The sequence below is a fragment of the Acetobacter fabarum genome, assembly GCF_040702925.2.
Taxonomy (GTDB): Bacteria; Pseudomonadota; Alphaproteobacteria; order Acetobacterales; family Acetobacteraceae; genus Acetobacter; species Acetobacter fabarum_B.
Genome location: NZ_JBFCXX020000007.1, coordinates 98,140 through 123,439, shown reverse-complemented (window position 1 = coordinate 123,439; position 25,300 = coordinate 98,140). Strand labels below are relative to the sequence as shown.

The window sequence follows — 25,300 nt, the reverse complement described above, 5'->3', positions numbered from 1 at the left end:
GTCTGAATGGGCGGCCTGGCAGGTGGGGGCGGGCTGTCGCCTTTGCCCATCCCGTAGATCAGTCCCCATATGCCCAGCACATGCATGATCAGCACAAGCAGGAACGCAATCACACCAACAGCAGCACTTGCCCGAAAGGCATACTTTGCCGAACCTGGCTGCTGCTCAGGATTACTCATTCTGGCCCTCCCTCTTCAAGCCGCCAAACGAAACATCTCTGATTCGTCTTCAGCCACGAAAAACACTCAGGAATTTTGATCTGGCCATACGGCTCAGAACCGGTATGCCTCTCGACATACCTCTATCCATCATGCTGATTGGGCAATCTGGCACGGCAGATGTCAAGCAGGTTGTATGAGAAAAGTTTGCATATAAACTTTACGAAGTTGAATACTTTACGCAGAAGAAAAAAGGCGGGCTCCTGCATGGAGCCCGCCTTTTTTACCATCCCGCGTAATGGGCCTGAGCAAACTGCCAGACTTACTGTGCGCTGGCGCTCGCCTCCGAACGGGTTGCCCCCACACGCATAGCCAAAGCCGCCGCCATAAAAACATCCAGCTCCCCATCCAGAACGGCATCGGGGTTGCCGGTTTCAACACTTGTGCGCAGGTCCTTGACCATCTGGTAAGGGGCCAGAACATACGACCGTATCTGATGCCCCCAGCCAATATCGGTCTTGGCGGCTTCAGCTTCAGCAGCCGCGGCCTCGCGCCGTTGCAGTTCGGCTTCGTACATCCGTGCACGCAGCATCTGCATGGCCGTAGCGCGGTTCCTGTGCTGGGAGCGGTCTGTCTGGCACGCAACCACGATCCCGGTGGGAATATGGGTAATACGGATGGCGGAATCCGTCTTGTTCACGTGCTGACCACCTGCGCCGGAAGCACGGAAAGTGTCCACTTTCAGGTCCGCATCATTGATTTCAATTTCAATGGAATCATCAATAACCGGGTAAACCCAGACCGATGCAAAGGACGTCTGGCGGCGGGCTGCTGCATCAAAAGGAGAAATGCGCACAAGCCGGTGCACACCCGCTTCGGTCTTCAGCCAGCCATAGGCATTGGGACCAGAAACCAGAATGGTCGCGGATTTAAGCCCGGCCTGTTCACCCTCCGAGCTTTCAATCAGCGTGACCTTGTAATTATGCGCCTCTGCCCAGCGGGTGTACATGCGCAGCATCATTTCGGCCCAGTCCTGCGCCTCCGTGCCACCGGCCCCTGCGTTGACTTCCAGATAGCAGTCATTGCTATCCGCCTCGCCAGAAAGCAGGCTTTCAATCTCACGCCGCTTGGCTTCCTCCGCCAAGGCGCGCAGGCTGGCCAGCCCTTCTGTCACCAGATCGGCATCCCCTTCGGCCTCAGCCATCTCGATCAGTTCGGAGGTGTCGTTCACGTTGGTTTCCAACGCCTGCACGCCCTCGATCTGGTTGGCCAGAAGCGTACGCTCGCGCATCATTTTCTGCGCGGCTTCGGGGTTATTCCACAGGTCCGGGTCTTCGGCCTGATTGTTCAGTTCCGCAAGGCGGGCTTCAGCGACATCCCAGTTAAAGATGCCTCCTCAGCAGTGCGACCGACTGCTTGATCTGTTCGTTAAGGGCTTCTGTCTCGGCGGACATCGGGCCTGTTCTCCATCTGCTTTGGGGGAATGATCATCCCATTCCGTTCTCTGCGGCCTTCAATAAAGGCCGCCCATGCCAATGTCACCCCCAGAAGGTGCGGTAGGTGGGGCGCTGCTGCCTTCGGCCGGGCTGGCCGCAGCCGCACCAGACGCGCCGGAGCCATTGACGCTGGCCGCCATATCGCTCTCCGAGTCCGGCATGTTCTCGGCCCCTGTATCGGCGGCACTCAGCTGCTGGGCATCCACGTTGCTCAGCAGGTTGGCACTCACGCCGGGGAGCTGACCGTCCTTGAACGCATCTATCGCAACACCACGGCCCGTATCGTAGCTGACCAGTGTCACGCCATCGGGGGCGGCAAAGTCGAGTTTTGGCTGGTCCTTGAGGGCCGCCTTCATCACCTTGTTCCACAATGGGCCAGCAATGGCGCCCCCTGTCTCGTTCCGCCCGAGAGACTGGGGCGTGTCAAACCCGACCCATACGACCGTCACCAGTTCGGGCGTGTAACCTGCGAACCAGGCATCGTTAAAGTTCTGGCTGGTGCCGGTCTTGCCTGCGATGGGCGTATCTATGCCCTCGCCCGCCCGCACACCCGTGCCGCGCCGGATAACGTCCTGCAGCATGGTCGTGATCTGGAACGCACTCTGCTCGGAGGCGACGACTGGCCTGTCATCGCGCAAAGCGGGAAGGTCCTGCGGCGTGAGCACCACTCCCGATGGCTGGAGAGGCGGCATGCCAGAACCCGCACCACCGGCATTTGCCTGCGGTGCATCCGGGTGTATGGCGTCCACCCCATTGACCGGACCACCTCCCTCAGCAGGCAGGGAAGATGCTGCAACCAGAGAAAGCCCGCTGGCAGGCCGCCAGATGACACGCCCATCACGGTCCTGCACATCATCAATCAGGGTCGGGGTAATCCTGCGCCCTCCGGCGGCAAGGGCGGCGTAAGCTCCAGCCTCCTTCAGCACCGTGGTTTCCACAGCACCCAGCGCTGCGGGCAGCACATGGGGCATGCTATCCACCAGCCCGAGCTTGATGGCCGTATCCGCAACCGTGTTCATACCCAGATGGGCAGCAAGGCGAATGGTCACAAGGTTGCGCGATTCACGCAGCGCATCATGCAGGGAAGTGGGGCCCCAGAAGTCTTTTTCGTAGTTATTGGGATGCCATGTGCCGTAGGACACGGGAGAGTCATCAAACTCCTGAGAGGGCGATATGCCCTGCTCCATGGCCTGGAGATAGACAAATGGCTTGAAGGAGGAACCCGGCTGGCGCTGCGCCTGCGTGGCCCGGTCAAACTGCGAGGCCTGAAAAGACCATCCCCCCACCAGAGCAAGAACACGCCCCGTGCGGGCGTTCATGGTGACAATAGCGCCTTCCACAACCGGTATCTGCATCAGCGCCACACCGGACTGCCCGCTCTGGGGTTCGACCATCACAATGTCACCCGTGCGAAGGGGGCGGGCACGGCGGACCCATGCCATATCCCTGGACTGGATCTGCCCTGTATGAGGCTCGCCCCCCTGCGCAACATTGCGGCGGACCACGCTACCTTCCAGCCAGCCGACCTGCCCCCTGTTGCCATCCAGCACAATGGCCAGACGCCACTGGTCCAGCATACCGGGCGGAGCATTGACCGTACGCAGGGCGCGTACCCACTCGTCCTGCGTGAGCGGCACAGGGGTATTCAGGTGCGTAACAGGGCCATGCCAGCCACGGTGCTGGCGGTCATACGCCATAAGCCCCTGCTGCAAAATGGTCTGGGCCGCGCGCTGGAGGGGCAGGTCCAGACTGGTATGCACATCCAGCCCCCCCTGCATGGTGACATCCTGACCATATTTTTCCAGCAGTTCACGCCGGACTTCCTCGGCAAACCATTCGGAACCGGGAGCGGGGCCGGGGCGGGAATAGCTGATGCTGACAAGTGGCTCCGCCTCGGCCATACGGGCCTCGGCCTGCGTAATGGCACCAATATCGGCCATGCGCTCCAGCACCCAGTTGCGGCGGCCACGCGCGGCATCGGGGAAGCGGGCAGGGTTGTAATTGGTGGGCGACTTGGGCAGCGCCGCCAGAAACGCGACCTCCGCATTATCCAGCTGGTCCAGCGGTTTGTTAAAATACGTCTGGGCAGCAGCACCAATGCCATAGGCACCGTTACCCAGATAAATTTCGTTCAGATAAATCTCGAGGATTTTTTCCTTGGGCAGAACCTGCTCGATACGCATGGCCAGAAACGCTTCCTTGGCCTTGCGCTTGAACGAAACAGCATTGCTCCCCAGCAGCATGACGCGGGCAACCTGCTGCGTAATGGTGGACGCACCAATGGGCCTGCGCCCGCGCCCACGTGTCAGGTCGGTCAGACCCGCGCGGATAATGGCGGCGGGGTCCACACCCTTATGGGTCCAGAACTTCTGGTCTTCCGCCGCGATAAACGCACTTTTCACCCGGTCGGGAATGGCGTTGGAAGGCACGAACACCCGCCGCTCATCCGCCAGTTCGGCAACCAGCTGGTCATCCGATGCGTACAGGCGACTCATGACCGGTGGCTGATAGGAACGCAGGCCATCCACTGTTGGCAGGTCGGCAACAATACTCTGGTATTGCGACCACACCACCACGGCCCCGCCAGCACTACCCACCAGCAGCACGGCCGCAGCCGTGCCCAGCAGCATGCGCCACTGGCGAAAGCGCGGCCTGCTTAACACAAAGGACTGTGTGGTACCCCGGTCATGGGGGGGGGAAGAATCCGGATCACCAGAAGGTGGAGTGCGTGTCATACCGGTCCTTTATCATTCCCATATTCTGTCGTCTCCTGACCATCGCCATTTCTCTTTACAATCGTGGCGGAATTCCGACCTCTGCTCCAGCCCCTGACAGACCCGGCTTTTACGCCTGACCCAGCAGTTCGCCCAATATGCGCGCTGTATAATCCACCACGGGCACAACACGCCCGTAATTTATACGCGTCGGACCAATAACGCCTATGGCCCCGACAATCCTGTTGGCCTCGTTTCTGGCCGGAGCCATGACAACAGACATGCCGGTCGCACCAAACAGACCGCTTTCCGCGCCGATAAAGATGCGCACCCCTTCCGAACTTTCAACCAGTTCCAGCAGACGCAGCATTGTCTCCTGCGCTTCCAGCCGGTCAAACAGGGTCTGGATGGCGACAAGGCGTTCCTGCCCGTCCACATCAGCCAGCAGACGGGACTGGCCTCGCACGATCAGCGTGCCACCACTTTCCCCCCGCTCCGTGTTCCAGATCGCCAGACCACTCTCCACCACCTCGGCGGTCAGGCTGTTCAGCACCGTGCGGTTTTCGCTCATTTCCGCCCCTACGCGGTGGCGCAGGTCGGGCAGGGATGCCCCCATGGCGCGCGCGTTCAGGTAATTGGCAGCCTCCACCAGTGCGGAGGGAGGAGTCCCGGCCGGGATTTCGATCACCCGGTTTTCCACATGTCCATCAGCCCCCACCAGCACCACAAGGGCACGGTTACCACCCAGCGCCACGAACTCTATGTGCTTGATCCCGCCCTCACCCTTGGGAGCCACCACCAGCCCCGCCGCATCGGACATCCCTGCGAGCAGGGAGGAAGCCTCGGTCAACGTATCTTGCAAGGAGCGTCCGCGCGCTTCCAGCGAATGGCCGATGACCTTCTGCTCATCTTCGGAGAGCGCACCAAACTGGAGCAGCCCATCCACAAACAGACGCAGCCCTTTTTCCGTTGGCAGGCGACCTGCTGATGTATGCGGGGAAAACAGCAGACCCGCTTCGGTCAGGGAGACCATGACATTGCGGATTGTTGCCGGGGAGAGCGGCTGCCCCAACCGGCGTGAAAGGGTGCGCGAACCCACGGGTTCACCACTGGCCATGTATTCTTCCACAATCTCGCGCAGGATGTTGGCGGAACGTCCATCCAGTTCGGGAGGTAGCATTGCTTGGGCGGGCAACAGGCCACGCTTCATGGCTCTCAGGCTCCTTTGGGCGGTCTGATAAGCGATTATAACGGCTTATTGCCGGTTTTACTCCTGCCAAAAGCATTTTATGTGCAGGCGCAACCCTTTGTTATTGTTTTGCAGGAGCAGCAGCATGCGTCCATCAGGCCGACAGGCCGGGCAGATGCGCCCGATTGTTATAGAAACCGGCTTTTCCCGCCATGCGGAAGGCTCCGCCCTTATCCGCATTGGTGGCACAGAGGTCCTGTGCACCGCCAGTGTGGAAAACCGTGTTCCCCCTTTCCTGCGTGGCAAGGGCAGCGGGTGGGTTACGGCGGAATACGGCATGCTGCCCCGCGCCACCCATGCCCGCGGCAACCGCGAGGCCGCACGGGGCAAGCAGTCGGGCCGCACGCAGGAAATCCAGCGCCTGATCGGCCGCTCCCTGCGCGCGGTCACGGATCTTAAGGCCCTTGGCGAACTCTGCATTACACTGGATTGCGACGTACTGAACGCCGATGGCGGCACGCGCTGTGCCTCCATTACCGGCGCATGGGTGGCTCTCCGTCTGGCCCTTGGCAAGCTGGTCGCCAACCGCGTACTGCAACGCATGCCCCTAACCGGGCAGGTCGCTGCCGTATCCTGCGGGCTGACCAGTGCTGGCGCCGTGCTGGACCTTGACTATACGGAAGACAGCGCCGCTCTGGCCGACACCAACTTTGTGCTCAGCGCTGATAACCGTATTGTGGAAATTCAGGCCTCGGCCGAACATGCGCCCTTTAGCGAGGATGCCTTTAACTCCCTGTTCGCCCTTGCCCGCAAAGGTGCTGGCGAACTGTTTGAAGCCCAGTTGACCGCCGTCAACACAGCAGAGCAGCCCTGAACATGACCCACCCCACCCTTAAATCCGGCGACAGGCTGGTGCTTGCCACCCATAACGCAGGCAAGCTGGCCGAATTTTCCGCCCTTATGGCGGAGTTTGGCATTACCGTACTCTCCGCCGGAGACTTGAACCTGCCCGAACCGGAGGAAACCGCCACAACCTTTGCAGGCAATGCCGCCATCAAGGCGCTGGCAGCGGCCCGTGCCACCAACCTGCCAGCACTGGCCGATGATTCGGGCCTGTGCGTAAGTGCTCTGGGGGGTGCGCCGGGGATTTACTCCGCCCGCTGGGCTGGCCCCGACAAGGATTTTAACGCCGCCATGGCCCGGATTGAGGAAGGTATCGGTCCGGACGAACGTAATGCGTGGTTTATATGCGTGCTCTGCCTTGCCTTCCCCGATGGGCGCACATTCAGCTTTGAAGGACGGATTGACGGGCAGATTGTCTGGCCCCCACGTGGCGCCAACGGCCACGGATATGACCCGATTTTTGAACCCGAAAACCAGACCCGCAGCTTTGCGGAAATGACAGATGAGCAGAAAAACGCCATCAGCCACCGTGCACGCGCATTTGCGGCCTTCCGCAAGGCCTGTCTGGACTAAGGCATCTGCTGTCGTTTCAGGCTGAACGGTAGGGACAGTCATAACCAGGTGGCCGCAGGCTGCTACGAAGTCCGTGGCGCTGATCGAGCCAGCAGCACTGCCGGTCAGCGGTCTGTGCTTCCACCCTGCGGGAAGGGAGGGGCTCATTCTCCCCTCCCTTCCGGTCACGGGCAGATCCTCAGGACCTACCCGGGGCAAAACTCAGAATTTAAAGCTGCAATGCGCCTTCGCGCCACTCTCTACCGACTGGTTGCCATACTGCCCGATATAGGAAAGACCAACATCAATCCGATCCGTCAGCCGCATGGTCAGCCCCGTATCCAGCACCGCCGCATTCGTCGAAAGGGCAACACCCGCAATATCCATGCTCCCGCTACCCGTCTGGGCAAAGGTCTCCCTTAACGTCGGTGTCGTCAGCCCGAACGCATGCCGATAGGACACACTCCCATACGGAACCAGCGTCAGTTTTCTGACATGCACCTCGGATGACACCCGACCGCCAAAGGTTGAAAACGTCACCCCGGTATCCATCGCCTTGCCCGCCAGAGCCGCGCTGCCGCCCCGCTCGTGATAACCGTTCGTGTGCAGGTTCACATAAGCTACATTCGCAAACGGCTCGACAACCGTATGCGCAATATGGAGCTTATAGCTCAACTCGCCAAAACCCTGCGCCGTTCCGCCAAGATAGCTGCCCGCAAGGCGCTCGCCAGAGCCGGGAAGGGCGACAGTCCGGTTGGTGCTGAGCATATCCCACGTATACGTCGCTCCCAGCCGCAGGTTCAGCCTGCCCCAATGCGTGCCACCATACCCGCCAATCGAAACATTGTTGCTGTGACCAGAGGAATTACGATTGCCGCCAAGGTCAAACATGGACCGCCCATAGCTCACAAGCCCACCCACTCGCCAGGTCCGTGCGACCAGTGCGTCCGCTCCCATCACAAAACCGGCGGTCGAATGCTGCATGGCAACCGCATTGCCATCCCCGGAATTGTGGCCGAGGCTGCCGTAAGCAGTGCCCCACAGCGCAACCCCACGGGACTGGCACCCATCCTGAGTGCGACCGGCCTTCAGACTGGCTGTATGGATCGTGCCGTTCATCGAAGCGCCGTCACAGTCCGCGCTGTTCAGACGGTCCAGCGCGGACTGCCTGACAAAAAAGCTGTCCTGAACAAGTGCTGTGCGCGCGGAGGCATGAATCTCGCCGGAGAGGGAGTTGAACGCCGAGCGCGCGCCCTGTCCGTCAAGCTGCAAAAGGGCGGCTGACACAGGACTGGACACCGGCTGGACGTCCAGAAGCCCGGCAGCGGCTCTTTCATTACGGGTTCCGGCAACAGAGGCGAACGCCGTCTGGTTGCGCGTGAGCATCACGTCAACAGTGTTGTCAGTATAAGCCAGAAGGGGGGACAGGAAGAGATACGAAGTGGTAAGGTCGGTGTTCAGGCTGCCGTAGCGGCCAGTGACTCCGCTGGCTGCCGACACAATCTCGTAAGCCTGACCATATTTCAAGGCCGCTCCGTTTGTAATGAGGGTAACCTGCCCGCCATTCAGGGTCACGGCGCCACTGACCTGTAGCCTGTCACTGTTCAGCACATCCGCCGACACGCCGTTGACGGTCACAGTAGCACCTGTGCTGCCTGTTCCGCCGTTGACCCGGAGCACGCTGTTACTGCTACTGACATAATTGCCGCCAACCGTCATCTGATTCCCGGCATTGGCGCCAGGAGCATTGAGCGCAATCTTGCCGTTATTGGTCACATCACCACTGGTCTGCCAGACATTCCCGCTCGAAAGCGTCAAAGTGCTGCCCGAAGCAACCTGGATCGTTCCCACGCTGGCATTGCCATTGGCCGTGAAGTAGGTTGTATTTGTGCCGTCACCAACAGTGATGGCGGATGCGGACGTACCCGTAATATCACCATTGACAGTAGGTGGAGACCAAGGGCTGCTGGCCAGCAGATTGAGCGTTGCCCCCCCCAGTACGACTGAACCATTGAGCTCGCCGTAATTGTTGACAGCCGTGGTGACGACACCCCCCGCATTATTGATCGAAGCAAGCGTGCCCGTAATGGTGCCATAGTTGTTCAGAACACCTATAGTGCTACCAGTACTATTGTTAACCCCATAGTTACCGCCATAAATCGTGCCGTAATTGTTAATTGTCTGAATCTGGCCACCCGCATCGTTGTTAAGCGCCGCATTCGGGCCAGTCATAATAAAGCTGTACGTGCCATTTGTCAGTGTGGTGATCTGGCCTGCATTGTAAATACCATATCCTGTACCGCTATCATTACCACCAATTACACTATTATTGTTGAGTGTACCGATCACACCCGTGCTCATATTCCCGATTCCTGTATTACCAGTAATAGAACCAGTATTATTTAATGTATCAATCTGACTTTCGTTGTATACGCCATACGAATCACCAAGAATAATAGCACTAGTGTTCAGAGTAACAATCAGTCCACCAGCCATATTGTTGACCCCTGACGCTTTAGAGCTCGAAATATTCCCATCATTGCTCAGTGATGTGACCGTACCGGCATTGTAAAAACCATCACCCCCTGTCAGGCTGACCAGAGAACCCATGTAAACGTTTTCAAACGAATCTATTGTACCGATGTTATAGACACCATAACGGCCCATAATTATTGCACCGTTACTTACTGTTCCGATCCAAGCATTTGCGTCATTAAACACGCCACCAGCACCAGTACCCACGATGGACGACCCACTCCCATTATTCAGTTGGGCGATCCTGCCGGAATTGAGCACCCCCGGCCCGGCAGTTCCTTTCAGGTTTACACCATCAGCAATACTCAGCCTGTCACTGATATAGGCCGTATTGGAAAGCCCGATATCTCCACTTGTCGATGCATTGACCGTAACCTGAGCGGTATCCTGTGTAACGCTCACCCCTGAAGTAGGGGCCGCCATCGTCCGCGTTGCAGACAGACAGACGGCAATCAGAAGGCCCGCCCCGCCACCCCCACTCCGCAACAATGAAGAATTCGTAAACATTTTCTTATTAATTTCTTCACCTGCTATTTTTATATTATATATCCCACCATATAACTAATATTTAGTTTAAAATGTCTTTATATAATAAATTTCTATTTGAACCCTTGGCATCCAATATACATTATGGATTCCAGTTTCCGAGCACACGCTCTGACCCGGGGAATGAAGTTCAAAACGATCTGCGAAATGGACACACAGATGCGCGCACAAAACCATGGGTGTCCGCCAGCCTGAACGCCTTGACGTGCATATGCCACACTGGGGTCTGTCTGCTTCCAGAGCTCCCACGCGTATTGAAGTTCTGATTCAGGATTGTCTATGGAGGACGAACCTCAAGGAGACGGGCACTGGCAGACGAACAATAGATACGAGGAGAACAGATCAGCTTTTTGGTATCTATGTTTTCGTGATGCATGGTGCGGTATTTGTAAGGCGTTTATCAGCAAGAACAGACGGCACAATTCTTGTATCAAGCAACAACAAGAACTATCCCCCTGAAGAAGTACTGATGTCCTCAGTGCGCTGGGGAGAACCAGACAGCACTGATACAATGTGTATCATTGGCCGGATCGCCATGCTGATGACAACCGCCCTTTAGAAGAAACCCTAAAAGACGGCCCCCGCAGCTACAGAGCGTGCGACAGGACAGCCCATAAAAAAATAGCGCCCTTGTGGGGCGCTATTTTTTGCATGGCAAAGGATTTTGCCAAACCGGGATGGCGCAAACCACCCCGGTTTTTTATGCTCAGTCTTCGGTGTTACGGCGACGGATCGCTGCACCCAGAATATCACCGAGCGATGCACCGCTATCTGCGGAGCCGTATTCGTTGATAGCCTGCTTGTCTTCTTCCACTTCGCGGCCCTTGATGGTCAGGGCAACTTTGCGGGATGCACGGTCAACGGACACAACCTTGGCGTCCACACGTTCGCCAACGGCGAAGCGTTCGGGGCGCTGTTCGGCTTTGTCACGAGCCAGTTCCGCACGACGGATGAAGCCGCTCAGAACGTCGTCAACCTTCACTTCAATGCCGTTGGTCTGCACAGCGGTCACGATGCAGGTAACGATCGTGCCCTTCTGGATGCTGGCCAGCGCATCGGCTGCCGGATCTTCCTGAAGCTGCTTGATGCCCAGGGAGATACGTTCTTTTTCCACGTCCACGTCCAGAACCTTGGCTTTTACAACCTGGCCCTTTTCGTAGTTCTTCATGGCTTCTTCGCCAGCTTCGTCCCAGGACAGGTCGGACATGTGAACCATGCCATCGATATCCGCAGACAGGCCGATGAACAGGCCGAATTCCGTAATGTTGCGGATTTCGCCTTCCACGGTGGAGCCAACCTTGTGTTCTTCGGCGAACTGTTCCCAAGGATTGCGCTGAACCTGCTTCAGACCCAGAGAAATGCGGCGCTTGGAGCTGTCCACATCCAGAACCATCACGTCCACTTCCTGAGAAGTCGCAACGATTTTGCCGGGGTGGACATTCTTTTTCGTCCAGGACATTTCAGAAACGTGCACCAGACCTTCAACACCGGGTTCCAGCTCAACGAATGCGCCGTAATCGGTAATGTTGGTCACGCGGCCCGTAAAGCGCGCACCCGGCGGGTACTTAAGTGCCACATTTTCCCACGGATCAGCTTCAAGCTGCTTCATGCCAAGGGAGATGCGCTGCGTTTCGGGGTTGAAGCGGATCACCTGCACGCGTACCGGCTGGCCGATCTGCAGTGCTTCGGAGGGGTGGTTGATGCGCTTCCATGCGATGTCGGTCACATGCAGCAGGCCGTCAACACCGCCCAGATCAACGAACGCACCGTAATCGGTGATGTTCTTGACCACGCCATCAAGGATCATGCCTTCGGTCAGGCCCTGGATCAGTTCGCTGCGCTGTTCAGCACGCGTTTCTTCCAGAACGGCACGACGGGAGACAACGATGTTGCCACGTGCGCGGTCCATCTTCAGAATCTGGAACGGCTGGGGCACACCCATCAGCGGGCCGACGTCACGCACGGGGCGGATGTCCACCTGGCTGCCGGGAAGGAACGCCATGGCGCCGCCCAGATCAACCGTAAAGCCACCTTTAACGCGGCCATAGATGGTGCCGTTAACGCGCTGGTTGGCTTCGAAAGCTTTTTCGAGGCTGGTCCAGGCTTCTTCACGGCGTGCTTTTTCGCGGGAGAGAACAATGCTGCCGTCGCGGTCTTCGTAACGCTCGACGTACAGTTCGATCACATCGCCCGGCTGCACTTCAGGCTTGACGCCCGGAGGTGCGAATTCACGCAGGGAAACGCGGCCTTCGCTCTTCAGGCCGACGTCAACAATGGCGTAATCGTCGGTCAGACGAACAACGCGACCGCGAACAACGGACCCGTCAAAGCCGGAATCGCGGCCAAGGGTCTCATCAAGAAGGGCGGCAAAATCTTCGCCACGGAAGTGATCCGTGGTCTGGGTGGTGGCTGAAGCCATGTGGTACCGTAAATCCTGAGCCCGCCAGCAACATGCGTGCAGGCTGTTCCTGCGCACCGCAAACTGCGGCACGACTTGCCCGACGGAACGGATGGGTAGCAATACCCCCCGCTTTTTGGGTCAGGCCAGACTGTTATCCAGAAAAACCCGCCATCAGGGCGGATTTCTGTTTGCACAGAGAACACCTGACCCCGGTTTGTCAACTTAAAGCGCCATCCATCACGCAAATGGGGGGTAAAAAATGCGCAACCACGGCTTGCGCCCCTGTACGGGGGCCTGCACTCAGCCCCGTGCGGCCACGAGTCGTTCCCGCGTAAACCGCAAGGCTTCGGCCAGAACGGCCTGTGCATCCAGCGTGTCAGTCTCGATCACATATGCGTCATCCGCGACCCGCATGGGTGCGGAATCCCGGCTTGCATCGGCTTTGTCACGCGCGCGCAGGGCGTCTTCCATGGCCTGAAGCTGCGTTTGTGCATCGGGGGCGGCCGGGTCCCCTCCGCTTTGCAAAAAGCGCCTGAGCGTGCGGGTGGCGGGGGATGCGGTAATGAACAGTTTGACATCCGCATCGGGGAAAATGGCGGTGCCAATATCCCGCCCGTCCAGCACGGCCCCCTGCCGGGCGGCAAACCGGCGCTGGGTTTCCACCAGAGCGGCCCGTACCGCAGGCTGGGCCGCCACCTTGCTGGCCGCCAGAGCGGCGTCTGGCTGGCGCAGGTCCTTGCGCTGCAGGTCCTCTGGCGTCAGGGCGTGGGCAAACCGCTCGGCAGGTTGTGCCGGGTCCTGCCCGGCATCAAGGGCCAGCCGCCCGACGGCACGGTAGAGCAACCCTGTATCCAGATACGGCAGGCCCAGTGCTTCCGCCAGCTTGCGGGCCAGAGTGCCCTTGCCAGCAGCCGCGGGGCCATCCACGGCAATAACGGGTCCGCCGCGCATCAGAGCGCAAACCCCGCGCCAAGGCTGTTCATGAGCTGCAAATAGCCGGGGAAGCTGGTGTCTATGAACGCGGTATCATCTATTTCCACCGGGTTCTGGGCCACCAGCCCCAGCACGGACGCGCTCATGGCCAGCCGGTGGTCCATATGGGTCTGCACCACGCCACCGCCGGGAATGGCGTTGCTGGTGCCGTACACAACCAGATCATCCCCTTCCACCGCGGTTTTAACGCCATTGTTTTCCAGCAGCGCCACGGTTGCGGCCAGACGGTCGCTCTCTTTCACGCGCAGTTCTTCCACCCCGCAAAAGCGCGATACGCCAGAAGCATGCGCCGCCGCCACAGCCAGAATGGGGTATTCATCAATCATAGACGGGGCGCGGTCCGCTGGTACGGTCACGCCTTTAAGGCTGGATGCGCGCACATGCAGGTCCCCCACCAGTTCGCCCCCTTCGGTACGGATATTGGTAACCTCAAGCTGTGCACCCATTTCCTGCAAGGTAATGAACAGGCCGGTGCGCAGGGGGTTCAGCCCCACGGTGGAAATTGTAATATCCGCCCCCGGCACCAGCAGCGCCGCCACAATGGGGAAGGCGGCGGAGGACGGGTCGCCCGGCACCACCACATCGCGCGCAACAAGGTCCGGGCGGCCTTGTAGCAGAATAACCCGTCCCCCCTGTGGGGTTTCCTCCACCTTAACGTGCGCGCCAAAGTGACGGAGCATGTTTTCGGTATGGTCACGGGTGGCCACAGGTTCTTCCACCCGTGTCTGCCCCTGTGCGTTCAGCCCGGCCAGCAGCACGGCGGATTTGACCTGCGCAGAGGCCACGGGCAGGCGGTAGTCCAGCGGCCTCGGGTCCGCCAGACCATGAATGGCCATGGGCAGGCGTCCGCCCTCACGCGCCATAAAGGTGGCTCCCGTACCTGCCAGCGGGTCCATGACGCGCTTCATGGGGCGGCGGCGCAGGCTGGCGTCCCCCGTCATGACCGACACCATGCCGTGGCTGGCCAGAATACCGGACAGAAGACGGGCCGCTGTGCCGGAATTGCCCATATCCAGCACATCCTCAGGCTCACGCAGCCTGCCAATGCCCAGACCACTCACGCGCCAGTCCCCCGGGGCGTGCTGCGCTACCTGTGCGCCCAGAGCGCGCATGGCCGCCGCAGTACGCAGAACGTCCTCCCCTTCCAAAAGCCCGGTAATATGGGTTTCCCCCCGTGCGAGGGAGGCAAACATAAGGGCACGGTGGCTGATGGATTTGTCACCCGGCACACGGATGGAACCGGAAAGAGGGGCCTGCGCGCGCGTAACCCGCAGCGGACGGGCGGAGGGGGAGGATGCGTGTGTCATGCTCTTTTCATTCCGGCGGGACGGCCTGCAAGTCAATCCGGGCAGGGGAAGAAAAAAAGGGGCGGGGATGCAGAAAATACCATCTTTTGCAAACTCCGGGTTTGACACGACCCGAAACACAGTGGCATTGGGCATCGCCTTAACAGTCTGGTTCGAGTCCTGTCTCAGCACTCCGGTGCTGTTCGGGGTTCGTTCGTGTTCCGGGGCGTTGGCCCCAATATCTGCTCAGGATTGACAGGTAGCAAGATGTCCCAGCCCGATCTCGGCACCAAACGCGTCTGCGTGTCCTGTGGTGCCCGTTTTTATGACCTGAACCGCGCACCCGCCATTTGCCCCAAATGCGGAACGGAACAGCCTGCTCTGGTGCCGCGCCTGCGCCGCAACTCTGACAGCCTGTCCCCCGTTCCAGCGAGTGCTGCCCCCATCAAGAAGGCCGATGAAGATATCGATATCGACACCGATGACGATACGGACGACGATGATGTGATGGAAGACACCGCTGATCTGGATGATGATGACGACGACATCAGCTCAGACATCGATGTCAACACGGATTCGGAAGACCACGAATCCTGATCCCTCAGGGGATTCTGAACATCTTTGTATCAGACCAAAAAAAAAAGCCCGCTGGCATACAGCGGGCTTTTTTTATGCCGCCAGCTCCTGCTGGCAGGCCGTGGCCAGAAATCAGCTTGCAGGGCGGCGCTCTATTTCCACGCCTACACCTTCTATTTCTGCAAACACATCCAGTTTTTCTATGCGCACACGCACAACACGCACGCGGTCATCACTCAGCACGCCGGAGGCTATGCGCTCGGCCAGGGTTTCCACCAGCCGTACATGCCCTTCACGCACAATGCGGTGCACAAGCTGGACCACCCGCTCGTAAGAGACCGTACGGCTCAGGTCATCCGGCCCGACCTCCAGATCCGTGCGGTCATCCACCCCGTAATGGACCGACACCCGAATACGCTGGGTAACACCCTGCTCATGCGGGAACACGCCAATATGGGCATCGAGCACCATGTTCTTCAAAAACAGGCAACGCAGCGGTGGCTGGTCGGCCCACGGAGCAAAAACGGCCATTCTTTTATTCTTCCACGGCATGTCCGGCCAATGGGGCCGGGGACCATTGCAGGTGTTGCCCACTGTTCAGGCTCAGCATCTGCCCGGTCACAAAGGGCCGGGCCAAAAGGGCAAGGGTTGCCCGCGCAGCCTGATCAGGCAAGGCGTTCCGGGCAGGGGGCTCAGACGCGCATTGCCGAGCAGGCTGCTCCTGCATCGGCCCGGAGCCGGGCAGGGCGGAACCGGGCGCAGAACCCAGGGCGTTAACCCTGATCCCTCTGGGGGCAAGGGCCTGCGCCATGGTCTGCGTGAGTGTCCACAGCCCAGTCTTGGATACGGTATGGCTGACAAAGTGGGGCGATAGCGGCCATACATGCTCATCCAGCATATTCAGCACCATGCCCTGAGCCCCTTGGGGCAACCCCCTGGCAAAAGCCTGAATCAGCACAAAGGGCGCGCGCAGGTTGGGCTTCATATGCAGCATCCAGCTTTCCAGCGAGACACTGTCCCATTCATCCTGCTCACAGGTGGAGGTGTTGTTGACCAGCACACCCAAAGGACCGCCAAGAGCCTGCGCAGCCTGCCCATACAGGGCCTGCACCTGCTCCTCCCGCATGAAGTCGGCCTGTAGCACGCAGCCGGTACGGCCTAGCGCGCGCACGGCATGCAATAGGCCCTCCGCCTCGGCCCTGTTGGTGCGGTCATGGATGACCACATCAAACCCGGCCTGCGCAAGACCAAGCACAATGGCCTGACCAAACCGCTCGCTCCCCCCGGTTACCAGAGCGCGGCGTGGTATGGCCGGGCTGATCGGCAGCCTGTCCACGGCTATGGTTCTTTCCCTGATGGTTGGCACCACTCTGTCAGGCAGGGCGACGGGCGCCGAGAGCGGCGGCCAGAGTGCCATCGTCCAACACGTCCAGAGCACCCCCCATGGGCACGCCCTGCGCCACACGGCTGATGGTCAGCCCCTCATAGGCTTCCAGTTGATCCATCAGCCAGTGCATGGTGGTAGCTCCTTCCACCGTGGCACCCAGAGCCAGAATAACTTCGCGCACGGTGCCTTCGTGCAGGCGGGTCATCAGGGCGGATACGTTAAGGTCTTCCGGTCCAACCCCAGCCAGAGGGGACAGGGTACCCCCCAGAACCTGATAAACACCCCTATGGACCCCTGCACGCTCAAGCGCCCACAGGTCCCCCACCGTTTCCACCACACACACCAGTCCCCTGTCACGCAGCGGGTCGGTGCAGATGTGGCACGGGTCCGATGTGTCCAGATTCCCGCAGGAGGAGCAGGTGCGAATGGCCTCCCCCGCCCGCTCCATGGCGCGGGCCAGCGGAGCCAGCCGTGTATGGGGTTCGCGGAGCAGGTACAGCGCCACACGCCGGGCCGAACGTGGGCCAAAACCCGGCAGACGCCCCAGCAGGCGAATAAGCTGCTCTATTTCCTGACCACCCATGCCCGCCTGCTTTCCCCCGCGCTCAAGGTCGGTTGTGTCTGCAGTTCAGAACGGCAGCTTCATGCCTGCGGGCAGGTTAAGCCCACCGGTGACCTTCTGCATTTCCTCAGCGGCTTTTTCGTCCAGCTTCCTGCGGGCATCCGCACAGGCGGCCACAATCAGGTCCTGCAACATTTCCATTTCGGTCGGATCGGCCAGCTTGGGGTCGATTTTAATGGAGCGCATGTCCCCCTTGCCGCTCAGCACAACGCTGACCATGCCTGCACCTGCCGAACCATCAATGTTCATGGCTTCCAGTGTGCTCTGCATGGCTTCCATCTTGGACTGCATCTGCGTAGCCTGCTTCATCAGTGAGGCAAGGTTCTTCATGGTCATCCCCTTAGCTTGTCTGTCTGCCGCGTGGTGCGGCTATGGCGCACCCCTGCGGCGCATCACCTGTTCCCTATCTGGCCCAGAACGTGCTGTTTTGCCAGCCCGGCCCGCTCACTTCAGTCCTGCGAGGCACCGGGGTCGTATGGTCTGTCGTCTTCATCCAGCGGCTGCGCATCCAGAGGAGCAAACAGCAGCTCGGGCGGCTCCTCGGGGGGGAGGCCGTAATCATCCAGCCCGTGGTCATTCACCTCACCCAGTTGCGCATCGGGAAAAGCGTTGAGAATAGCCCGGACCAGCGGGTGCGCCTCTGCCTCGCGCCGACGGAACTGGATAACCTCCGCTCCCTGCGCATCCAGCGTGGGCTCACCATCCTCCTGCCCGGCTTCAATCTGCCAGCTTATGCCCGTTGCGCGGTCCAGCACGCGGCGGAGCTGCGGCACAATATCGCTCGGCACCCCGCGCTCGAACCGCAGAACAATCCGTCCGGGGGCAAAAGAGATCAGGTGCGCGGCATGCCGTAACTGCCCGTGCAGGATTGCCTCACGCTGCTCCCTGACCAGTGCTACGGCCTCCCGCCATGTCCGCGGGACCGGCGGAAGGGCCGGCTCAGCCGGGACCACAGGCTGCACAACAGGGGCTTCTGCCTGTACGGGCGCGGCCACGGCCATACCGCCGGAGCTGACCATGCGCAGGCGCGCCGGCTCATACCCCCCTGCGGCATCACCCTGTGGAGCCACAAAAGTGCCTGCCCCGTTCGGGCCGGCAATCCCCACAGGCACACCAGCCAGCCCGGACGGACCACTGGCCTGCGGAGTGGAAAGGGGGGCAGATGATCCGCCACGCCCGGTCTCATCCTGCGGAGCGCTCAGGCGTTTGACCAGATCCTCGGGCGAGGGCAGATCGGCCACGTAACACAGGCGGATCAGCACCATATCTGCTGCTGCGCGGCGGTCTGGTGCACTCTCCACCTCCCGCACACCCTTGACCAGCATCTGCCATGCCCGCATGAGCACGGGCACGGTAAAGGTGCTGGCCATATGTGTGCCCCGCACCCGCTCGGCCTCTGGCATATCCGCCGAGTCCCCCAGACCGGGCACGGCCCGCAGGCGGGAGACAATATGCACAAGCTCCAGCATATCCCCCAGCACAAGGCCGGGGTCGGCCCCACGGGCATAAGCTGCATCCAGCAGGGCAAGGGCCTTGTCAGGCTTGCCGGTCAGCACCGCATCGAGCAGGTCGAACACCACCTCGCGGTCCGCCAGACCCAGCATGTCGCTCACAATGCCTGCGCCAATAACCCCGCCTTCATCCGTCACACCACTGCCCTGAGCAATGGCCTGATCCAGCAGGGAGAGGCCATCCCGCACCGAGCCATCTGCCGCGCGGGCGATCAGGGCCAGTGCATCGTCGGAGAGCGCAACGTGTTCCTTTTGTGCAATCCGGGCGAACAGACCGGCCAGTTCGGCCTGTGGCACGCGCCGCAGGTCAAACCGCTGGCAGCGCGACAGAACCGTGACCGGCACCTTGCGCAGTTCGGTCGTGGCAAAAATGAACGTAACCTGTGCAGGTGGTTCTTCCAGCGTTTTGAGCAGGGCGTTAAAGGCATTGCGCGAGAGCATATGCACTTCGTCGATGATAAAGACCTTCATACGCCCCTGCATGGGGCGGAAGCGCGTGGCCTCTATGATCTCGCGCACATCATCCACCCCCGTGCGGGAGGCGGCGTCCATTTCCAGCACATCAGGGTGACGGTCAGCCAGAATGGCCACGCAGTTGGGGCATACACCACACGGGTCAGCCGTGGGGCCGCCGTTGCCATCCGGCCCGGTGCAGTTAAGGGCACGGGCAATAATGCGCGCGGTCGTGGTTTTGCCCACCCCGCGCACCCCGGTCAGCATAAAGGCATGGGCCACACGCTCCAGCGCAAACGCATTACGCAGGGTGCGGACCATAGCCTCCTGGCCGATCAGGTCCTCAAATGTTGTGGGGCGATATTTGCGGGCAAGCACCCTGTAGGGAGGGGCTGCCGCATCGGGCGCTGGCGGGGGAGGCGCGGAGGGGGCGGGAGCCGCATCACCAAACAGGCCGGGGCCTTCCGGTTCCGGACTGGGAAGCCCCTCATCCTGAGGGAACTGCTCGTCAGTCGTATCACTCATGCCATGCCCGCAGACTGTGTAAGGTCACGCCCCGCATGCGCGGTTTGACCGGCGCAGAATGGTCTGATCCACAAGGGCGGAAAATTAGGGTGGAAAGCCGAACAATGACCCGGACGAAACTCACCATGGCTGCTTCCTTCCGGACCTGACCGGTTTAGCAAGGTGTCCGTCCACCGCCGACTTTCCGAGGTCACACCTAGCACCAAATCCAAGCCCATGCCAAGCCTGCTGGCAGCTTTTCCGGGTTGTTTCTTTACCTATCCGACACAGACAGGCTAGAAAACAGGGTAATTGGTGCGCAGTGTCGCAGACTCAGGAGAATTGTGCTCGTGTCCGGTTTTCGTTTGTATCATGCCGCTATGGCATCCGCTCTTCTGGTCAGTGGCCTGAGCGCAGGCTCCCTTGCCCTGGCCGATGATGAGACAGCCCCGCGCAACAACATCAACAACGTCCAGTTGCAAAAGGAACTTGCGGTTCTGCACTTCAAGCCCGATGCGGCCGGGCCTGCATGTATTGAATCGCTCAAGGATCTGCACAAAACGCAGGACCTTTTGCAAAAGGATGAAGAAAACACCCGCAACCAGGACCTGACGGTTGCCGAGGACGTGCTTGAATCCGACTTTGAAAATTCGATCGAAGCCTGCGCCGCCGATGTGGAAAAACTGTGCGAGACGCACAACCCCTCCACCGAGTTGCGTCATGCCTGCGAAAAAATAGACAGCCTGCCATCCAAGGATGCACAGGCAGCCGACTAGGCCTTCCCTCCCGAACCCTGAAAACCTGACCGCAGGCCATAGCCGGACATGCCACAGCCGCCCACCCAGCCCACAGCCGCCGCACGCATACCCTGCCCGGCTGGCCCCTACGGGTGGCGGCCACTGGTGCTCTGCGCGGCTCTGTTTTTCATCATCGGGTTTGTCACATGGCTGAATGGCCCGCTGATCTCTTTTGTGCGGGTCGCCTTTACCCTGAATGATCTGGCGGCATTTATGGTGCCGCTTGTTTTTTACTTTTCCTATTTTGTCTTTTCCATCCCCGCGAGCCTGAGTGTCACACGCACCGGCTTTAAAGCCGGGCTGGTTTATGCCCTGCTGGTCATGGCGGGCGGCATGGGGCTGACTGGGCAGTGCCTGCATGCACGCTCCTACCCCGGTGCGCTGGGGGGCTTTCTGGTGCTGGGCATGGGGCTCGCCCTGCTGCAGGTGGCCATTAACCCGTATGTGAGCTTTCTCGGCCCCGAAAACCGCAGTGCGCAGCGTATTGCCATTATGGGCATCTGCAACAAGCTGGGGGGCATTGTGGCCCCCGTTGCGCTGGCCACACTGGCCATGCGCCACATGGCCGACATATCCGCAACCCTGCCGACCCTGACTGACCCGGTTCAACGCCTGTCTGTACAGCAGGATTTTCTGAACAGTGTTTACTGGCCCTATATGGGCATGGCGTTTTTTCTGGCCCTGACAGCCCTGTGGGTTTTGCGGTCATCCCTGCCGGAAATTCGTACAGATATTTGCAAAAATACTTCTTCAAAAACAAGTTTTATAAAAATACTTCTCTCTTCCCTTAATGCCAGAACCCTGCTGGGTGCTGGAGCGATGTTTTTTTATGTGGGGGTAGAAGTACTCTCCGGTGATGCCGTGGGCACCTATGCGCAGGGTTTTGGCATATCCCTTGATCAGACAAAGTTTTTTACATCTCTGACACTTTTTTTCATGCTCTGCGGGTATGTGGCAGGACTTGTCCTGTCCCCACGCCTGATCACACAGGAACGCTATCTTTCTCTCTCCTGCCTGTGTGGGGGGCTACTCAGCGTGGGAGCGTGGGTTACGCACGGCTACATCTCCGTTGCCTGTGTTACCCTGCTGGGTTTTGCAAATTCCATGATCTTTCCATCCCTGTTTCCACTGGCGCTTAAAGGTTCAGGCCAACATACGGCGCAGGTTTCGGCTTTTCTGGTCATGGCGTATTGCGGAGGCGGGGTTGTGCCGCAGCTTTTTGTTCTTTTAAAACCTGTCATGGGTTTTCAGGCGGCATTCACATGTCTTGCCCTTTTATCCTACGCTCTCATCACCCTGTACGCACTCCACTTCATGAACAGGGATTTGCGCAAAACCCCGCTTATGGTGAAGGAAATCTGAAGCATGACCGAACTCAAAGGGCACCTTGTTCTGCCCGAACGCATTGTTCCAGGCCATGTGACCTTTGCGGAGCAGATCCAGACCGTAACGACAGATAACACCACCATTCCCGACCGTTACATTCTACCCGGCTTTATTGATGGCCATGTACATGGCGGCAATGGGGCCGATACCATGGACGGCGTAAAGGCCATTCACACACTCGCCCGTTTCCATGCCCGCCATGGCACCACCACCATACTGCCCACCACCATTACCAGCCCATGGGCGGACGTACTTGGCGCACTTGCCGCCATTGCCGAAGTACGCGGCACCACCATACCAGACGGCCCAGACATACATGGTGCCCATCTGGAAGGCCCGTTTGTCAGCCCGCACAAGCTGGGTGCGCAGCCTCCTCACGCCTTGACGCCAACCCCGGAGCGCGTGGCGGAAGTTCTGGCTTTTGACTGCGTGCGCATTGTAACCCTTGCCCCTGAACTCCCCCATGCGCAGGAAGCCATGCAGCTTTTTGCGCAGGCTGGTGTGCGGGTCAGCCTTGGGCACACCCTTGCCGGGTATGAAGAAACCGAGCAGGCCATATGCCGTATCTGCTCCGCAGGGGGCATAACAGGCGCCACCCACCTGTTTAACGCCATGGCTGGCATAGAAAGCCGCAAGCCCGGCCCCGCCACGGCCCTGATGTGCAGTGATGCCTACGCCGAACTGATTTTTGATACACACCACGTCCACCCCGCCACCTTCCGGCTGGCCCAGCGCGTTATGCCCGAACGCCTGCTGTTTGTAACAGACGCCATGCGAGCCGCCGGGCTACCCGATGGTCCAAGCCTTTTGGGAGGGCAGCAGGTTATGGTGGAGCAAGGCGCGGTCCGCCTGCCCGGCGGTAATCTGGCAGGGAGTGTGCTGACACTGGATACCGCATTGCGCAACGCGGTGCAGACAGGCCTGCCGTTGCATCAGGCCGCCGTGCTACTCACACGCAACCCGGCCCAGTATCTGGGCCTGCATGACCGGGGCACCCTGCACGCAGGCAAACGCGCCGATTTTGTTGTTATGGATAGCGCACTCACCGTACAGGAAGTCTGGGTGGCTGGCCAGCGCATTGCCTGAGCAGGCCGCACACCTATCTGGCCCATAACAGGGCCACCACCCCGCGTCGTTTTGTTACGACTCGGGAAGGTGCAAAATCAGGTCCACACCTTTGCGGCTGCCTAGCACGGCGGCTTTTTCCTTAACCGTCAGGCGGCGTTCCGCATCCGGTAGGGTAGGTGCTTCCGCCAGCTTGACCAGACCAACAAGCTGGTCGGCGTTAATGGGGTCCCCCGCACGGCGCTCGGCTGGCAGCATGGCAATATGCGCCTGACACAATGCGGGATCTGCCCGCAAGGCGCGCAGGGCATCGTCGGGCAGGGTTGGGGTTTGATCCTGCGCTTCCTCGTGCTCAAGCTTTTGCAGGACATCGGGGGTCCGTGTTTCTTCGGGCACCAGCAAAAGCCCTGCCCGCCTGAAACCAAGCCCCACATTCCGGCTGCTGGTAAAGGCAACCAGAGGGATGGAAAACACCAGCCCAAGCAGAACCGGCGTCATCCAGAAAAACAGGGAGGGAGAAACAACCCATGCTCCAGCCCCCAGCACCAGCCCGAACAGGGTAAAGCGTGCGTACTGGCGCACCACTTCCATGAAGGGAATACCGCCATCATCACGCCTCTGGGTGTTCCAGCCGGAATCATGCCCGCTCAGGATCGAGATAACACCCGATGTCTGGATAAGCATGGCAATGGGTGCGATCAGGCCGCCGATCAGCGTTTCCACCAGCACGGACACGGCCGCACGGACCGGGCCACCACTGCCGCGCCGTGCCTCGGGGGCCAGCAGCAGGGCAATATAGGCCAGCAGCTTGGGGGCCAGCAGTACAACCATTGTGCCAATAAACACGTATTTGGCCTGCACCGGGTCCACATGCGGCCAATGCGGGTACAGGAGCTTGGTATCCCCAAAATATTCGGGACGCTGGAAATGCGCCTGAAGCGAAATTAAAATCCCGGTCAGCAGGAACACCAGCCACAGGGGCGAGGTCACATACGCGCCAATGCCCACAACCATATGCATGCGGCTGACCCAGTGCAGCCCCTTGGTGGGCAGCACCTTGACGTGTTGCAGGTTGCCCTGACACCAGCGCCGGTCACGAATGGCGACATCGGTCAGCGAGGGCGGGCTTTCCTCATACGATCCGTCCAGTGCGGGGATCATGTGAATGGCCCAGCCGCCACGGCGCATCAGGGCGGCTTCCACAAAGTCGTGGCTGAGGATATGCCCGCCAAAAGGCGGCCTGCCGGGCACATGGGGCAACCCCGCCTGACTGGCAAAGGCGCGCGTGCGAATAATGGCGTTGTGCCCCCAGTAATTGCCTTCCGAGCCATGCCACCAGGCAATACCATACGCAATAATGGGGCCATACACACGCCCGGCAAACTGCTGCAACCGGGCAAACAGGGTGGTGCCTCCCACAATAACGGGGAGTGTCTGGATCAGCCCCACGCCGGGGTTGCGCTCCATGGCGTCAGCCATACGCACCAGCGTTTGGCCGGACATGACGGAATCCGCATCCAGCGTAACCATGTGGTCGTACGCGGCCCCAAAGCGGCGCACCCATTCCCCCACATTGCCCGCCTTGCGCTCTACATTGTTGTGTCTGCGGCGGTAAAAAATACGCTCATGCCCACCAACCTGCTCTCGCAGGGCCAGAAAAGCCGCTTCTTCCTTGACCCATACATCCGGGTTGGTTGTATCGGAGAGGATAAACAGGTCAAAACTGCCAAGCTGCCCCGTTTCCTCCAGACTGCTGTATATGGCCCGCAGCCCGGCCATAACGCGGTGGGGTGGTTCGTTATAGGTGGGCAGCAGCAGGGCGGTTCTACGGGTCAGCTGGGGCAGGGGGCCTGTGCGGCGGATACCAAGCCCAAGGCCGCCATGTGTCACCAGCGAGCAGAATCCGGCCACAGAAGAGGTGAACGCAAGGGCAATCCACATAAACAAGGCAATGAACAGCACCAGCATGATAATGCCGAGGGCGGACACACCCGCTTCGTCCATAACCATATGCGTGCGCCATGCCCCATACGCCGTAAGCGCGAGCGCGGACCCGATAACCGAAAGACGGCGCAGCACAATGCTGGAAGGCGATGTGGCAGGTGTACGCCCGCGCCCTTCCATACTGGCGGGTTTTTGCAGGTTCTGGACCGGCATATCCAGCCGTGCTTCGGGGGGCAGGGCTTCAAAATGTCGTTCAGAGGCACCCGTATTCATATCCGGCAT

19 protein-coding genes and 1 other RNA gene are annotated in these 25,300 nt (G+C 59.9%); 6 read left to right on the top strand and 14 right to left on the bottom strand.

What is annotated here, in order from left to right:
• Positions 1-480: 480 nt before the first annotated feature.
• The 3 genes from prfB to hrcA form a co-directional block, all read right to left on the bottom strand.
• Positions 481-1,612, bottom strand: a protein-coding gene (prfB, locus tag AB2L51_RS07710; protein ID WP_395581997.1) for a peptide chain release factor 2 whose coding sequence is annotated in 2 segments (ribosomal slippage) — positions 481-1,542 and positions 1,544-1,612 — 1,131 coding nt in all. Because the reading frame shifts where the segments join, the coding sequence is not laid out codon by codon here.
• 59 nt (positions 1,613-1,671) lie between these two features.
• On the bottom strand, positions 1,672-4,389 hold the full coding sequence (locus tag AB2L51_RS07705; RefSeq protein WP_395581998.1) for a penicillin-binding protein 1A: 2,718 nt from the start codon (positions 4,387-4,389) through the stop codon (positions 1,672-1,674).
• Between the two features lie 109 nt (positions 4,390-4,498).
• A complete protein-coding gene (gene hrcA / locus AB2L51_RS07700) occupies positions 4,499-5,578 on the bottom strand; it encodes a heat-inducible transcriptional repressor HrcA (RefSeq protein ID WP_166117148.1) in 1,080 nt (359 codons plus the stop codon).
• Between the two features lie 124 nt (positions 5,579-5,702).
• On the opposite strand from hrcA, the gene rph reads away from it, so the two are divergent.
• Both rph and rdgB read left to right on the top strand, forming a co-directional pair.
• Positions 5,703-6,431 carry a ribonuclease PH gene (gene rph, locus AB2L51_RS07695; RefSeq protein WP_395581999.1) on the top strand — a complete coding sequence of 243 codons (729 nt, stop codon included), beginning with the start codon at positions 5,703-5,705 and terminating at the stop codon, positions 6,429-6,431.
• 2 nt (positions 6,432-6,433) lie between these two features.
• The gene (gene rdgB / locus AB2L51_RS07690; RefSeq protein WP_395582000.1) at positions 6,434-7,033 is read left to right on the top strand and encodes an RdgB/HAM1 family non-canonical purine NTP pyrophosphatase; all 600 of its coding nucleotides are present in this window, start codon (positions 6,434-6,436) and stop codon (positions 7,031-7,033) included.
• 201 nt (positions 7,034-7,234) lie between these two features.
• Here the strand turns inward: rdgB and AB2L51_RS07685 are convergent, their stop codons facing one another.
• The 4 genes from AB2L51_RS07685 to aroA form a co-directional block, all read right to left on the bottom strand.
• Positions 7,235-10,054 carry an autotransporter outer membrane beta-barrel domain-containing protein gene (locus tag AB2L51_RS07685; RefSeq protein WP_395582001.1) on the bottom strand — a complete coding sequence of 940 codons (2,820 nt, stop codon included), beginning with the start codon at positions 10,052-10,054 and terminating at the stop codon, positions 7,235-7,237.
• 745 nt (positions 10,055-10,799) lie between these two features.
• A complete protein-coding gene (gene rpsA, locus AB2L51_RS07680; protein WP_086646887.1) occupies positions 10,800-12,512 on the bottom strand; it encodes a 30S ribosomal protein S1 in 1,713 nt (570 codons plus the stop codon).
• A gap of 282 nt (positions 12,513-12,794) precedes the next feature.
• On the bottom strand, positions 12,795-13,448 hold the full coding sequence (locus AB2L51_RS07675; RefSeq protein WP_395582084.1) for a (d)CMP kinase: 654 nt from the start codon (positions 13,446-13,448) through the stop codon (positions 12,795-12,797).
• Positions 13,445-14,794: a 3-phosphoshikimate 1-carboxyvinyltransferase gene (gene aroA, locus AB2L51_RS07670; protein ID WP_395582002.1), complete on the bottom strand. Its 1,350-nt coding sequence runs from the start codon at positions 14,792-14,794 to the stop codon at positions 13,445-13,447. The genes AB2L51_RS07675 and aroA overlap by 4 nt, the downstream gene beginning before the upstream one ends.
• Before the next feature lie 246 nt (positions 14,795-15,040).
• Between aroA and AB2L51_RS07665 the strand changes: the two genes are divergently transcribed.
• The gene (locus AB2L51_RS07665; RefSeq protein WP_086646889.1) at positions 15,041-15,370 is read left to right on the top strand and encodes a TIGR02300 family protein; all 330 of its coding nucleotides are present in this window, start codon (positions 15,041-15,043) and stop codon (positions 15,368-15,370) included.
• 111 nt (positions 15,371-15,481) lie between these two features.
• Here AB2L51_RS07665 and folB read toward each other — a convergent pair whose 3' ends face one another.
• From folB to ffs, 6 genes are all read right to left on the bottom strand, one after another.
• Complete coding sequence (gene folB, locus AB2L51_RS07660; protein ID WP_086646890.1) at positions 15,482-15,880, bottom strand: dihydroneopterin aldolase; 399 nt, start codon at positions 15,878-15,880, stop codon at positions 15,482-15,484.
• A 4-nt stretch (positions 15,881-15,884) separates the two neighbouring features.
• Positions 15,885-16,691 carry an SDR family NAD(P)-dependent oxidoreductase gene (locus AB2L51_RS07655; protein WP_395582085.1) on the bottom strand — a complete coding sequence of 269 codons (807 nt, stop codon included), beginning with the start codon at positions 16,689-16,691 and terminating at the stop codon, positions 15,885-15,887.
• A 31-nt stretch (positions 16,692-16,722) separates the two neighbouring features.
• Positions 16,723-17,319: a recombination mediator RecR gene (gene recR, locus AB2L51_RS07650; RefSeq protein ID WP_086646891.1), complete on the bottom strand. Its 597-nt coding sequence runs from the start codon at positions 17,317-17,319 to the stop codon at positions 16,723-16,725.
• Positions 17,320-17,364: 45 nt separating this feature from the next.
• Positions 17,365-17,688, bottom strand: a complete 324-nt coding sequence (locus tag AB2L51_RS07645; protein WP_166115416.1) for a YbaB/EbfC family nucleoid-associated protein — start codon at positions 17,686-17,688, stop codon at positions 17,365-17,367.
• A gap of 119 nt (positions 17,689-17,807) precedes the next feature.
• Positions 17,808-19,847, bottom strand: coding sequence for a DNA polymerase III subunit gamma/tau (locus AB2L51_RS07640; RefSeq protein WP_395582003.1), 2,040 nt, complete (start codon positions 19,845-19,847; stop codon positions 17,808-17,810).
• 88 nt (positions 19,848-19,935) lie between these two features.
• Positions 19,936-20,033: signal recognition particle sRNA small type (gene ffs, locus AB2L51_RS07635), an RNA gene on the bottom strand.
• Positions 20,034-20,176: 143 nt separating this feature from the next.
• Between ffs and AB2L51_RS07630 the strand changes: the two genes are divergently transcribed.
• From AB2L51_RS07630 to AB2L51_RS07620, 3 genes are read left to right on the top strand one after another with little or no spacing between them, the layout of a single operon-like run.
• Positions 20,177-20,602, top strand: a complete 426-nt coding sequence (locus AB2L51_RS07630; protein ID WP_395582004.1) for a hypothetical protein — start codon at positions 20,177-20,179, stop codon at positions 20,600-20,602.
• Between the two features lie 48 nt (positions 20,603-20,650).
• Positions 20,651-21,985 (top strand): glucose/galactose MFS transporter, encoded by a 1,335-nt coding sequence (gene gluP / locus AB2L51_RS07625; RefSeq protein ID WP_395582005.1) that lies wholly within the window; start codon positions 20,651-20,653, stop codon positions 21,983-21,985.
• Between the two features lie 3 nt (positions 21,986-21,988).
• Complete coding sequence (locus tag AB2L51_RS07620) at positions 21,989-23,095, top strand: N-acetylglucosamine-6-phosphate deacetylase (protein ID WP_395582006.1); 1,107 nt, start codon at positions 21,989-21,991, stop codon at positions 23,093-23,095.
• 54 nt (positions 23,096-23,149) lie between these two features.
• Here AB2L51_RS07620 and mdoH read toward each other — a convergent pair whose 3' ends face one another.
• Positions 23,150-25,291, bottom strand: coding sequence for a glucans biosynthesis glucosyltransferase MdoH (mdoH, locus tag AB2L51_RS07615; RefSeq protein ID WP_395582086.1), 2,142 nt, complete (start codon positions 25,289-25,291; stop codon positions 23,150-23,152).
• Positions 25,292-25,300: the final 9 nt, after the last annotated feature.

What these genes read in the sequence shown, in the direction of transcription:
- mdoH (WP_395582086.1), bottom strand. Translation starts at nt 25,291, where the DNA reads ATGAATACGGGTGCCTCTGAACGACATTTTGAAGCCCTGCCCCCCGAA.
- AB2L51_RS07665 (WP_086646889.1), top strand. Translation starts at nt 15,041, where the DNA reads ATGTCCCAGCCCGATCTCGGCACCAAACGCGTCTGCGTGTCCTGTGGT.
- recR (WP_086646891.1), bottom strand. Translation starts at nt 17,319, where the DNA reads ATGGGTGGTCAGGAAATAGAGCAGCTTATTCGCCTGCTGGGGCGTCTG.
- gluP (WP_395582005.1), top strand. Translation starts at nt 20,651, where the DNA reads ATGCCACAGCCGCCCACCCAGCCCACAGCCGCCGCACGCATACCCTGC.
- AB2L51_RS07705 (WP_395581998.1), bottom strand. Translation starts at nt 4,389, where the DNA reads ATGACACGCACTCCACCTTCTGGTGATCCGGATTCTTCCCCCCCCCAT.
- AB2L51_RS07685 (WP_395582001.1), bottom strand. Translation starts at nt 10,054, where the DNA reads ATGTTTACGAATTCTTCATTGTTGCGGAGTGGGGGTGGCGGGGCGGGC.
- aroA (WP_395582002.1), bottom strand. Translation starts at nt 14,794, where the DNA reads ATGACACACGCATCCTCCCCCTCCGCCCGTCCGCTGCGGGTTACGCGC.
- AB2L51_RS07620 (WP_395582006.1), top strand. Translation starts at nt 21,989, where the DNA reads ATGACCGAACTCAAAGGGCACCTTGTTCTGCCCGAACGCATTGTTCCA.
- rpsA (WP_086646887.1), bottom strand. Translation starts at nt 12,512, where the DNA reads ATGGCTTCAGCCACCACCCAGACCACGGATCACTTCCGTGGCGAAGAT.
- AB2L51_RS07640 (WP_395582003.1), bottom strand. Translation starts at nt 19,847, where the DNA reads ATGAGTGATACGACTGACGAGCAGTTCCCTCAGGATGAGGGGCTTCCC.
- AB2L51_RS07645 (WP_166115416.1), bottom strand. Translation starts at nt 17,688, where the DNA reads ATGAAGAACCTTGCCTCACTGATGAAGCAGGCTACGCAGATGCAGTCC.
- hrcA (WP_166117148.1), bottom strand. Translation starts at nt 5,578, where the DNA reads ATGAAGCGTGGCCTGTTGCCCGCCCAAGCAATGCTACCTCCCGAACTG.
- rph (WP_395581999.1), top strand. Translation starts at nt 5,703, where the DNA reads ATGCGTCCATCAGGCCGACAGGCCGGGCAGATGCGCCCGATTGTTATA.
- folB (WP_086646890.1), bottom strand. Translation starts at nt 15,880, where the DNA reads ATGGCCGTTTTTGCTCCGTGGGCCGACCAGCCACCGCTGCGTTGCCTG.
- rdgB (WP_395582000.1), top strand. Translation starts at nt 6,434, where the DNA reads ATGACCCACCCCACCCTTAAATCCGGCGACAGGCTGGTGCTTGCCACC.